This is a genomic window from Arthrobacter sp. 01L42, from assembly GCF_056400005.1.
On sequence record NZ_JBFTSL010000020.1, the window covers coordinates 73,502 to 85,272 of the forward strand.

Consider the following 11,771-nt stretch of genomic DNA (forward strand, 5'->3'; position numbering starts at 1 on the left):
GGCAGGCGCGTGTGTGTGCGGGTTGGAGCCGGTTGCGCCCGTCGCTGGCGCCTAACTCTGGACGCTTACCTCTGGACCAGCGTCATCTCAAAGCTGTAGGAATCCGCCCGGTAGACATGGTGCCCGGTTTCCACCATGCGCCCGGTGTCGTCCACCGCGGTGCGCTCCATGGTCACCAGGGCGGAGCCGGGGGTGGTCTCGAGCAGCGGCGCCTGGTAGTCATTGGCGATCATGGCGCCGATCCGCTGTGAGGCAAGCCGGAAGTTCACGCCGCCGTTGCGGAGGATGGCGTAGAGGCCCTGCGAGCCCAGGCTTGCCTCGTCGATGGCGGTGATGTCGTCCCGCACCCAGTTCTCCATCAGGGCCAGCGGCTTGCCGCCCACTTTCCGGAGCCTGGTGAAGTGGTAGACCTTGGCGCCGGCCGGAAGCTGCAGTGCCGTCCGGATCGCGCCGTCCGCCTCCTCATGCGAGAAGCTGAGCACGTCGGTGGTGGGCTTGCTGCCGTTGTTGCTCAGGTCGTCGTAGAGGCTGGAGAGTTCCAGTGGGCGGCGGACCTGGCTGGACACCACCTGGGTGCCGACGCCGCGCTTGCGGACCAGGAGGCCCGAGCGGACCAGCTCGTCCATGGCTTTTCTCATAGTGGGCCGGGACAGGTTCAGCTGGGCGGCCAGGTCGATCTCGTTTTCCAGCCTGCTGCCGGGTTCCAGCAGCCCGGTGTGGATCGCTGCCTCGATGCCCTGGACCACTTGGTGGTACAGCGGCACCGGGGAAGAGCGGTCGATCCGCAGATTCAGTTGATTCGCCACTGGGCATGCTCCCTTGTGCTCCGCGGCGGTCGTCGTGCCGGCCTGCCCGCGTATGTCAGTGTATGTTCGCTTGATAGGACATACTGCCTTTTTCTGATAGTAGCAGGGCTGCCAAGAGGTGCCAAGGGCTGCTGTGACGGGCCTTGTTTGCGGGGGTCGGGCTGTCGGCGCTGGCCCGTCAAGCCCCGCGAATGGGACATTCCGATCACACTTCGTTACGTCCAAACATCCTAATGTCAGGACAAACTATTGACAACTGTGATTGGAGTCACCATGATCGGTTGTAGATGGCTCATGGACCGACGCGATGAAGCGGCCGGCGTGGCCCGGAATCAAAGGAGATTGATCGTGACCAAGTTCTCGTGGCGGAAGGCGACCCTCGTGGCGGCCGTTGTACCCATGCTGGCCCTGAGCGCGTGTTCGAGCACCGGCGGCAAGCCCGCAGACTCAGGCAATGCGGCTGGCGGAGGCCAGGAAGCCAGCACCTCCCGCATCAAGGTCGCCCTTATCACGCACGCCGCAGCCGGTGACACCTTCTGGGATATTGTTCGCAAGGGCGCCGAGGAGGCATCGGCGAAGGACAACGTTGAGCTCCTCTATACGTCCGATCCCGAAGCCGGGCGCCAGGCCCAGCTCATTCAGCAGGCCATTGACCAGAAGGTCGACGGCATCGCGGTCACGCTCGCCAAGCCCGAAGCCCTCAAGGACGTCCTGAAGAAGGCCTCCGACGCCGGCATCCCGATTGTGAGCCTCAACGCCGGTGAATCGGTCTCCTCCCAGCTCGGAGCATTCACCCACTTCGGTTCCAACGAGCAGCTCGCCGGTCAAGCCGTGGGCACCAAGCTGGCCGCGGACGGCTACAAGCACCCGGTCTGCGTGATTCAGGAACAGGGCCACGTGGGACTTGAAGCACGGTGCGCGGGCGTCAAGGCGAAGGTTCCCGGAACGGAGATCCTTTACGTCGACGGCAAGGATATGACCTCCGTTCAGTCCACCGCGACTGCCAAGCTTCAGGCTTCCAAGGACGCCGACGTCATCATCGGCCTCGGCGCCCCCATCACCCTGACTCTCCTCAAGTCGGTCACTGACGCCGGCAGCTCTGCCAAGGTTGCCAGTTTCGACCTCAACGCGGAGCTCGCCCAGAAGATCGTGGATGGTGCAGTTCTGTTCACCGTGGACCAGCAGCCGTGGCTGCAGGGCTACGGAGCCGTTGACGCCATCTGGCAGAACAAGCGCGGCGGCTTCAAGATCGGCGGCGGCCAGCCTGTGCTGACAGGCCCGGCGGTCATCGACAAATCCAATGCGGCCGATGTCCTGACCTTCGCCCAGCAGGGCGTCCGCTAACAGCCCGCTGGCCGGGCCGGCCCAGGCCGGCCCGGCGGCTAGGAGACTTATCATGACCATCACCCAGACCAAGACAAAGTCGCCGGCGCCCGATGAGCGCGTCGCCAAGCGCAGTCCGTTCCAGAAACTGCTCGGACGTCCCGAGGTCGGTGCCCTGGTGGGCGCGATCGTCCTCTTCATCTTCTTCGCGTTGGTGTCCCCGACCTTTACCCAGCCCGGTGCCCTGGCAACCATCCTGTACGGGTCCTCCACGATCGGGATCATGGCGGTGGGGGTGTCCTTGCTGATGATCGGCGGCGAGTTCGACCTCTCCACCGGTGTCGCCGTGATCACCTCGGCGCTGACGGCGTCGCTGTTCAGCTGGTACTTCACCACGAACGTCTGGGTCGGCGTCGGGCTGGCCCTGGTGGTCTCCCTGTCCGTCGGGTTCATCAACGGCTGGATTCTGATCAAGACCAAGCTGCCGTCCTTCATCGTCACCCTGGCGACGTTCCTGATGCTGACCGGCCTGAACCTGGGCCTGACCCGGCTGATCGGCGGCTCGGTGTCTTCGCCCTCGATCTCGACCATGGACGGTTTCGCATCGGCCCGGGCGGTGTTCGCCTCCTCGGTGAGCGTCGGCGGCGTCGACATCAAGATCACCGTGTTCTACTGGTTCGCGCTCGTCGCGGTCGCGACCTGGGTGCTGATGCGGACCCGGGTGGGGAACTGGATCTTCGCCGTGGGCGGGGACGCGAACGCGGCCCGCGCCGTGGGCGTGCCGGTCAAGGCCACCAAGATCGGTTTGTTCATGGCCGTGGGGTTCTGCGCCTGGATTCTGGGCATGCACAACCTCTTCGCCTTCGACACCGTGCAGTCCGGTGAGGGCGTGGGCAACGAGTTCCTCTACATCATCGCCGCGGTGATCGGCGGCTGCCTGCTCACCGGCGGGTACGGCTCGGCGATCGGCGGCGCGATCGGCGCGTTCATCTTCGGCATGGCCAACAAGGGCATCGTCTACGCGCAGTGGAACCCGGACTGGTTCAAGTTCTTCCTGGGCCTGATGCTGCTGCTGGCCACCATCGTCAACCTCATCGTCAAGCGCCGCGCGGAACTGAAGTAGAAGGGCCCCGGAACCATGAATGCCAAAGAGATCGACCAGCAGACCCTGCTGCAGAACGAAAACGATCCCCTCACCCACACCCCGGTGCACCTGCTCTCCCTCGACGGGGTCGGGAAGCACTACGGGAACATCATCGCCCTCTCCGAGGTCACCATGGCGGTGGACAACGGCCGCGTCACCTGCGTGCTGGGCGACAACGGTGCGGGCAAGTCCACGCTGATCAAGATCATCGCCGGCCTGCACCAGCACGACGCCGGGGTCCTGAAGATCATGGGGGAGGAGCGGAAGTTCAGCTCCCCCCGGGACGCCCTGGACGTCGGGATCGCCACGGTCTACCAGGACCTCGCCGTGGTGCCTTTGATGCCGATCTGGCGGAACTTCTTCCTTGGCTCGGAACTGACGTCCGGCTTCGGCCCGTTCAAGAGCATGGACGTCGAGAAGATGAAGGACATCACGCTCAAGGAACTCGCCGCGATGGGCATCGACCTGCGCGACGTCGAGCAGCCCATCGGCCAGCTCTCCGGCGGTGAACGCCAGTGCGTCGCGATCGCCCGGGCCGTGTACTTCGGCGCGAAGGTCCTGATCCTGGACGAGCCCACCGCGGCCCTGGGCGTGAAGCAGTCCGGCGTGGTGCTCCGCTACATCCTGCAGGCCCGCGACCGCGGCCTCGGGGTCATCTTCATCACCCACAACCCGCACCACGCCTTCCCTGTCGGGGACCGGTTCCTGCTGCTCAAACGGGGCAAGTCGATCGGCTATTACGACAAGAAGGACATCACCCTGGACGAGCTCACCGCCCAGATGGCCGGCGGCGCGGAACTCGCCGAACTCGCCCACGAACTCGAACAACTCGGCGGCCACAGCGACGTCGTCAAGGAAGTCCAGGGCGAAGTCGCCGACGTGTCCCAGACCACCGGCAAGACCTACGGGTAACGGCCGCCCCAACTCCTGAAAGGACAAGCCTTTGGCTTATCTCAACCGCAACGCCTCCGACGCCGTTCTGCCGGTGCGGATCGGACTTATCGGCTCGGGCTGGATGGGCGCCTTCCACGCCGAGAGCATTGCCCGCCGGGTCCCCGGCGCCGTCCTTGCCGCCATCGCGGATCCGAACCTGGAATCTGCCGGGGCGCTGGCTGGCGCCCTGGGCACCGCGAAGGTGACCGCCGACGCTGCCGATCTCCTGGCCGACCCGGCGATTGACGCCGTCGTCATCGCCAGCCCCGCGCGTTTCCATTCCGCCCTGATCGGCCAGGCCGCAGCGGCCGGAAAACACGTCTTCTGCGAGAAGCCCGCCGGTCAGGGGCTCGAGGAGCTCGACGCGGCCCTTGACGCCGTCGACGCCGCCGGGGTGCACTTCCAGATCGGCTTCAACCGCAGGTACGCCGCAGACTTCCAAGCGGCCAAGAAGGACCTCGCCGCCGGAATCGTGGGGCAGCCGCAACTGCTTCGTTCGCTGACCCGGGACCCGGGCACGGGGAGCATCGGCCACGCCGCAAGGATCCCCGCGTGGACCATCTTCCTCGAAACCCTGATCCACGACTTCGACACCCTGAACTGGTTCAACGAAGGCGCCGAACCTGTGGAGGTCTATGCGGTTGCCGACGCGCTTGTGGAGCCGGGACTGCGGGACCAGGGGTTCCTGGACACCGCCGTCGTGACCATCCGCTACAGCAACGGCGCGATCGCCGTCGCCGAGGCAAACTTCAGCGCGCTGTACGGTTACGACATCCGCGGCGAGGTTTTCGGCTCCAAGGGCATGGTCCAGGCCGGCCGCGCCACCGAAACCGCTGCCCGCCGGTTCACAGCCGAGGGGATGTCCGCCGACACCCCACGGCTGAACGTCGAGCTCTTCCGGCAGGCCTACACAGACGAGCTGGCGGACTTCGCCGACGCCGTGCGCGCCCGGCGTGACGGTACCGCTCCGGAGTCGAAGCCCTTCACTCTCACTCCGGGAGCCAGCGACGCCCGGCGCGCACTGGCCGTGGCGCTGGCCTGCATCGAGTCCGTCAAGCGGGGGACCCCGGCAACGGTCAACACAGTGGCCGTCAACGAGAACGTGGTCCTCTGATGCGGCTCGCCGTGTGCGCTGAGATGGTCTTTACGGACTTGCCGTTCACGGAGCGGGTGCGCCGGCTCCACGAGGCCGGCTTCGACGTCGAACTCTGGGACTCGCGGCCCAAGGACATCGGCGCGCTCAAGGCCACCGGGGCGGTGTTCTCCTCCATGACCGGATACAGCTCCGGCAGCCTCGTGGATCCGGACACGGCGGACGAGGTGGTGCGGACCGCCGAGTCCCTGATCCCCACCGCCCTGGAACTTGGCGTCAGCCGTATGGTGGTCCACCCGGCGGAACTCGTCGACGGCCACGCGGCGCGGCCTGTCTACCGCTCCAGCGGACACATGTGGGCCACCGGCGCCCGGACCCTGGAACGGCTCGGGAAGCTCGGTGAGAAGCACGGGGTGACGTTCTGCCTCGAGAACCTCAACACCATCCGGGACCACCCCGGCATCCCGCTGGCACGGGCCAAGGACACCCTGGCGCTCGTGCAGGCGGCCGGGCACCCGAACGCCAGGCTCATGCTGGATCTCTATCACGCCCAAATGGGGGAGGGGAACCTGGTCGAGCTCGTCCGGACCGCCCTGCCATACCTCGGCGAAATCCAGGTGGCAGACGTTCCCGGCCGTTGCGAACCCGGAACCGGGGAAATCAACTACGCGGCCGTGGCCAGGGCGCTCGCGGACGCAGGCTACGAAGGAACCGTGGGCATGGAAGCGTGGGCCAGTGGCGACAGTTATGCGGCCCTGGAGGCCTTCCGTGCGGCGTTCACCGTGCCCGCACCAAACATGAGAGTAGAAGTATGAAAGACGTAATCCTTGGACTCGCCGGCGTTGGGCGGATCGGGGTCATGCACGCCAACAACATCGCCGCCCTCAACGAGGTCCTGAACCCACAAGGGATCCGTGTCCGCCTACGCCTCACCGACGTCGCCGAAGAGCACGCCCGGACGGTGGCACGCGTTCTCGGTGCCGAATTCCTGCCCTCGGTCCAGGCGCTGCTGGCCTCGGGGCTGGACGGCCTGGTCATCGCCACCGGAACCGGAACCCACCCCGAGCTCATCAAGGCCGGCGTGGACGCCGGGATCCCGGTGTTTTGCGAAAAGCCCGTGGCCCTGAACGTGGCCGACGCCCTGCCGGTGCTCGACTACATCCGGGACCGGAACGGCGTGGTGCAGATCGGGCATCAGCGCCGGTTCGACGCCGGCTACCTGGAAGCCCGCCGCGCTTACCAGGCCGGCGAGCTGGGCTGGATCCATTCCCTGCGTGCCGTCACCTGCGACATGACGCCGCCCCCGGTCGAGTTCCTGGCCAGCTCCGGCGGGCTCTTCCGTGACTGCTCGGTCCACGATTTCGACATCCTGCGCTGGCTCACAGGCCGCGAAATCGTCGAGGTCTACGCCAAGGGCTCCAACAACGGGGATCCGGCCATCGGTGAAGCCGGCGATGTGGACACGGCCCTCGCGCTGGTGACGTTCGACGACGGCACCGTGGGAACGGTTTCGGCGACCCGCTACAACGGGGCGGGCCATGATGTCCGGCTGGAAATCCAGGGCTCCCGCGGCTCGCTGATGGTGGGCCTGGACGACAAGACGGCACTGGCCTCCGCCGAAGCGGGGATCGCTTTCCCCGCGGGGAAGCCGCATCTGACGTTTGCCGAGCGGTTCGAGACGGCGTACCGCTCCGAAATGGAGGCGTTCGTCGAACTGATCCTTGGCCGCCGGGAGAATCCGTGCACTCCGGAAGACGCCGTCGCGGCCTCCCGGGTTGCCGATGCCGCCCAGGAATCGCTGGCCACCGGTGCCCCGGTCAAGGTGACGGTGAGCGTCGGCAGCTGATTACGGGCCGGGGCGTCCGGCTCAGGGCCGGGTGCGGCACGCCTCGACGAAGGCCCGGAACGGCGCGAGCCGCTCCCCGGCCGGGAGCTCCAGGGCCTCGGGGTGCCACTGGACCGAGGCCACCCAGCGCTCCGGATCCTCCAGCGCCTCGACGGTCCCGTCCTCGGCCACGGCCGTCACCTGCAACCCTCCGGCCACCCGGGCCACGGCCTGATGGTGGCCGGAGGCGGTCTTCACGTTCACGGCACCGGAACCGCCGCCGTAGAGCGCGGCCACCCTGGAGCCGGCCCGCACCGCCACCTCATGCCAGGCCCACGGGCCGGCCCCGTGCACCGGCGCGGGCTCGCGGTGCGCCACCGTCCCCGGCGCCATGTCCTGGATGAGCGTCCCGCCGTAAAGCACATTGAGCAGCTGATGCCCGCGGCAGATGCCGAACACAGGCAGCCCGGCGTCGATCGCAAGACGCGCCACGGCGAGATCCAGCGCGTCCTGGGCAGGGCTGACGTCGTAGCAGACGTCACCGCGCAGCTCGCCGTAGAGGGCGGGGTCGAGGTCGCCGCCGCCGGGAAGGACGACGCCGTCAAGGCAGGCCATCGCCGCGGCGAGGCCGCCGTCGTCGGGCCCCGAAGCGTCGAGCAGCACCGGTTCGCCGCCGCCCTCGCGCAGCAGCCCCACGATGTACTCGAACAATGCGTTGGCTTCCGCCACGCGCGGGTCGGGATCGGAGGAACTGCTGAGGCGGACGGGAACGCCGATGCGCGGCCGGCCGCGAAGGGGGTTGCGGGAAGTCTGCATGCCTCATTCTGCAACACGATCGCGGACTAGGATTACTAGATGAATCCCCGCTATCTCGTGTCCCGCAGCCGGTACATCGCCGCCGCCCCCGAAGCCATCTTCGAGGTGCTCGCCACGCCTGCCCTGCACAGCGTGATCGACGGCTCGGACACGGTCAAGGGCGCCCAGCCGCGCGGGCCCGGACGGCTGTACCTCGGCGCCAGGTTCGGCATGCAAATGCGCATGCGGGTGAACTACAAGATCCTGAACAGGGTCTGCGAGTTCGAGGAAGGCCACCGGATCGCGTGGCGGCACTTCTACGGCCACGTGTGGCGCTACCTGCTGGATCCGGCCACAGGCCCGGACGGTACCCCCGGCACGCTGGTGACCGAGCAATGGGACGCGCGGCGGGTCCGTGGAAAGAGCTTTCTCCGGCTGGCCGGCTACCTGCGCCGCCATCCGGTCAATTTGGAACAGACGCTTGCCAAGCTCGACGCCTACATGGCTGCGCACCCGGACATGGGTAATGTGGATGGCAGCACGAAACGAGACTGAAGGTGGGAACTGGGATGGGCCGCAGGACACTGGTCGACGATCTCGTCGACGGCCTGCTGACCGAAATCCTTGACGGAAAGCTCCTGCCCCACAACCCGATTCCGCCCGAGGCCGACATCGCCAAGGCCTACGGCGTCAGCCGGCTCACCGTGCGTGAGGCCCTCAAAGCCCTCCGGGCGCAAAACATCCTCTATGTGAAGGCCGGCCGGGGAACGTTCGTCAATCCCACGGACAACTGGACCGGCCTGGACGCGATCTTCAAGGCAGCCTCCCATGGCAATGCGGCCGACCAGGTCTCGGTGGGACTGATTGAGATGCGCCGCATGGTGGAGACCGGGGCCGCGGCGCTCGCCGCCAAACGCTATACCCCGGAGCAGGCCGAGCGCATGCGCGAGTGCATCGCGGACATGAAGCGCTTCCACGACTCCGGCGACCTGGACCGCTTCGTAGAGGCGGACATTGGTTTCCACGACGCCGTCCTGAAGGCGTCCGGCAACCCCTTTGTCCGGGCCCTGTTCGCCCAGCTGGGCCAGCTGCTGTACGTGACCCGGCGCGAAACGTCGGCCGTCGAGGTGATCCAGCAGCACGCCATCGATTACCACCAGCGGGTCCTGGACAGCATTCTGAGCGGCGACGCCGAGCGCTCGCGGCAGGCGATGGATGAGCACATGGACCAGACCAATGCGGACTACGAGCGCTACGTCCGGGGCGCCAAGTCCTGACGTCCGCTTCCGGACTCTTGACGTAATCCGAATCACATTCTAAGATTTTGGCTAGTTCCTGAATCAGATGTCTGACATCTGACTCAACAGTATCCTGCAGCACGCGCTTCCAGGCGGGCAGGATGACCACCCCAATCCACCGCTTTCCTCACCCGGCACAGCAGCAGGGCAGGAAAACACTTAAGAAGGTCGATGATGACTTCATTAACCCCCAAGTCCTTCGGACTCGGCGAACTGGGCGACCGCACGCTCCGCAAGGTCCGCCGCCGCGTCATGCCCCTGATTGTCCTGCTCTACTTCGTTGCCTACCTGGACCGCAACAACGTCGGATTCGCCAAACTCACGATGAGCGAGGACATCGGCCTGAACTCCGCTGCCTACGGTCTGGGCGCCGGCATCTTCTTCCTTGGCTACGCCCTCCTGGAGGTTCCCAGCAACGCCGGCATGTACCGGTTCGGAGCCCGGAAATGGCTGGCCCGCATCCTGATCACGTGGGGCATCTTCGCCACCGCCATGTGCCTGGTGAACGGTGAAACCACGTATTACATCGTCCGGTTCCTGCTCGGTGCCGCCGAGGCCGGGTTCTTCCCGGCGATCCTGTTCTACCTGACGCTGTGGTTCCCTGCCGCGCAGCGCGTCACCGTGCTGGGCATCTTCATCCTTGCCCAGCCCGTATCCAACGCGCTCGGCGCCCCGGTGTCCGGGCTCCTGCTGCAGATGGACGGCGTCATGGGCCTCCAGGGCTGGCAGTGGCTCTACATCATCGAAGGCATCCCGGCGATCGCCCTCGGCCTGCTGACACCCATCCTCATGACGGACCGTCCGCGGGACGCCAAATGGCTCGAAGCCGACGAGCGCAACTGGCTCACCGCCACCATGGACGCCGAACTGGCCGCCAAGTCCCAGTCGGGCAAGCACAACTTCATGGCAGGGCTCAAGGACAAGCGCACCCTGGTCTACTCCGCCCTGTACTTCGGCCTGGTGTGCGGGATTTACGGCCTGGGCCTGTGGATGCCCACCATCGTCGCGGCCCTGGGCAAGTTCTCCACGGCAGAGGTCGGCTTCATCGTCTTCATCCCCTATGCCGTGGCCGCAGTATTCGTCTACTTCTGGAGCAAGCGCGCGGACCGGACCGGCAAGCGTGCCTGGCACGCCTCGGTCAGCATGGTGCTTGCTGGCGTCGGACTCGTGGCCGCCGGCTACCTGCTCCCGGTCAACCCGTTCCTCGCGATGGTCGGTCTGACGCTCTCCGCCATGGGGATCTACGGGGCGATCGCCCCCTTCCTCTCGATGCCCTCCGCGGCACTGACCGGTGCGGCTGCCGCTTCCGGGCTGGCCCTGGTGAACTCCCTCGGAAACCTCGGCGGCTTCATCTCCCCGTACGCGGTCGGCCTCCTCAAGGACGCCACCGGAAGCAACCAGAGCGGGCTCCTGTTCCTGTCCCTGTGCCTGTGCATCACGGCCGTGGCCACCTACCTGTACGCCCGCCGGCGCCCCGAAGGCGACGCGAGCCTTGACCCCGCGGTCGCAGCAGCTGCCGCCGTCGACCCGGCCAAAGTATCCTGATCCGACCCCCCCGAAGGAATCTTCGTCATGACATCAATTACCCCGTTCCCCACTGAACGCACCGTGGTCCTGACCGGAGCCGCGTCAGCCCGCGGCATCGGCCGTGCCGCCGCCGACCGCCTGGCCAGCGAGGGCTGGTCCATCGCAATCCTGGACATCAATGCCGAGGACGCCAGCGCCGCTGCGGCCGAAATCGGTTCCAACCGTGCGGTCAAGGCCATCGGCGTCGGTGCGGACGTCTCCGACGCCGCGTCGGTTGACCGGGCCATCACCGAGATCGAGGGCTCGCTGCCCCCGATCGTCGCGCTGGCCAACCTGGCCGGCATCAGTTCCCCGACGCCGTTCATGGACACCACTGTCGAGGAATGGGACAAGGTCTTCGCCATCAACATGCGCGGATCCTTCATCGTTTCCCAGCGCGTGCTCAAGGGCATGATCGAGCGCAAGCTCGGCCGGATCGTGAGCATCTCCTCGATTTCGGCACAGCGGGGCGGCGGCACCTACTCAAAGGTCGCCTACAGCGCCTCCAAGGCCGGGATCATCGGATTCACCCGCGCCCTGGCCCGCGAGGTGGGCGAGTTCGGGGTCACGGTCAACGCCATCGCCCCAGGCCCCATCGACACCGACATCATGGGCGGCACCCTGAGCGAGGAACGCAAGGCGCAGATGTCTGAGGGCATCATGATGGGGCGGGTCGGCAGCCGCGAGGAAGTGGCGGCCCTGATCGCCTTCCTGCTCGGCCCGGACGCCGGTTACATCACCGCGGCCACCTATGACATCAACGGCGGCCTCCAGGTCTCCTAACCCGCACGCACCCCCGTTGCGCTATCACTTTTGGGCCTTAAGATCCCGGAATGGCCACTGTGGAGTCTCATGACTTAATGGACGTTTCTGTCTCAAGACATCGTGGACAGTGTGTCTCAGGACATCGTGGACACTCGGACCGGTTTTGCTCGGGTCATGAGCAAAATGCACCCCGATATCAAGATCCGGCATTTGGTGGCGACAT

At 66.4% G+C, this 11,771-nt stretch carries 12 protein-coding genes; 10 read left to right on the forward strand and 2 right to left on the reverse strand.

Going from position 1 to position 11,771, the window contains the following annotated elements; genetic code table 11:
* Positions 1-65: 65 nt before the first annotated feature.
* Positions 66-806, reverse strand: a complete 741-nt coding sequence (locus tag AC1DN2_RS17225; RefSeq protein WP_223914252.1) for a GntR family transcriptional regulator — start codon at positions 804-806, stop codon at positions 66-68.
* A 348-nt stretch (positions 807-1,154) separates the two neighbouring features.
* Here AC1DN2_RS17225 and AC1DN2_RS17230 point away from each other — a divergent pair, with 348 nt between their 5' ends.
* Genes AC1DN2_RS17230 through AC1DN2_RS17255 form a run of 6 tightly spaced genes read left to right on the forward strand, consistent with a single transcriptional unit; the run spans position 1,155 to position 7,145 of the window.
* Entirely contained in the window at positions 1,155-2,150 is a 996-nt protein-coding gene (locus AC1DN2_RS17230; protein ID WP_476851299.1) for a substrate-binding domain-containing protein, read from the forward strand.
* A 52-nt stretch (positions 2,151-2,202) separates the two neighbouring features.
* A complete protein-coding gene (locus AC1DN2_RS17235; protein ID WP_028275613.1) occupies positions 2,203-3,252 on the forward strand; it encodes an ABC transporter permease in 1,050 nt (349 codons plus the stop codon).
* A 15-nt stretch (positions 3,253-3,267) separates the two neighbouring features.
* On the forward strand, positions 3,268-4,185 hold the full coding sequence (locus tag AC1DN2_RS17240; RefSeq protein WP_476851300.1) for an ATP-binding cassette domain-containing protein: 918 nt from the start codon (positions 3,268-3,270) through the stop codon (positions 4,183-4,185).
* 31 nt (positions 4,186-4,216) lie between these two features.
* Positions 4,217-5,320, forward strand: coding sequence for a Gfo/Idh/MocA family oxidoreductase (locus tag AC1DN2_RS17245; protein WP_476851301.1), 1,104 nt, complete (start codon positions 4,217-4,219; stop codon positions 5,318-5,320).
* The gene (locus tag AC1DN2_RS17250; protein ID WP_476851302.1) at positions 5,320-6,114 is read left to right on the forward strand and encodes a TIM barrel protein; all 795 of its coding nucleotides are present in this window, start codon (positions 5,320-5,322) and stop codon (positions 6,112-6,114) included. Before AC1DN2_RS17245 ends, AC1DN2_RS17250 begins: the two co-directional genes overlap by 1 nt.
* Complete coding sequence (locus tag AC1DN2_RS17255; protein WP_476851303.1) at positions 6,111-7,145, forward strand: Gfo/Idh/MocA family oxidoreductase; 1,035 nt, start codon at positions 6,111-6,113, stop codon at positions 7,143-7,145. The genes AC1DN2_RS17250 and AC1DN2_RS17255 overlap by 4 nt, the downstream gene beginning before the upstream one ends.
* A gap of 21 nt (positions 7,146-7,166) precedes the next feature.
* On the opposite strand, the gene AC1DN2_RS17260 is transcribed toward AC1DN2_RS17255, so the two are convergent.
* On the reverse strand, positions 7,167-7,940 hold the full coding sequence (locus tag AC1DN2_RS17260; protein WP_476851304.1) for a gamma-glutamyl-gamma-aminobutyrate hydrolase family protein: 774 nt from the start codon (positions 7,938-7,940) through the stop codon (positions 7,167-7,169).
* Between the two features lie 39 nt (positions 7,941-7,979).
* Between AC1DN2_RS17260 and AC1DN2_RS17265 the strand changes: the two genes are divergently transcribed.
* The 4 genes from AC1DN2_RS17265 to AC1DN2_RS17280 all read left to right on the forward strand — a co-directional run bounded on the left by AC1DN2_RS17265 (position 7,980) and on the right by AC1DN2_RS17280 (position 11,566).
* Positions 7,980-8,474, forward strand: a complete 495-nt coding sequence (locus AC1DN2_RS17265) for an SRPBCC family protein (protein ID WP_223914246.1) — start codon at positions 7,980-7,982, stop codon at positions 8,472-8,474.
* Between the two features lie 14 nt (positions 8,475-8,488).
* Positions 8,489-9,196, forward strand: coding sequence for a FadR/GntR family transcriptional regulator (locus AC1DN2_RS17270; RefSeq protein ID WP_079550394.1), 708 nt, complete (start codon positions 8,489-8,491; stop codon positions 9,194-9,196).
* 192 nt (positions 9,197-9,388) lie between these two features.
* A complete protein-coding gene (locus AC1DN2_RS17275) occupies positions 9,389-10,762 on the forward strand; it encodes an MFS transporter (RefSeq protein ID WP_476851305.1) in 1,374 nt (457 codons plus the stop codon).
* A 27-nt stretch (positions 10,763-10,789) separates the two neighbouring features.
* Complete coding sequence (locus tag AC1DN2_RS17280; protein ID WP_018775918.1) at positions 10,790-11,566, forward strand: SDR family NAD(P)-dependent oxidoreductase; 777 nt, start codon at positions 10,790-10,792, stop codon at positions 11,564-11,566.
* Positions 11,567-11,771 lie beyond the last annotated feature (205 nt).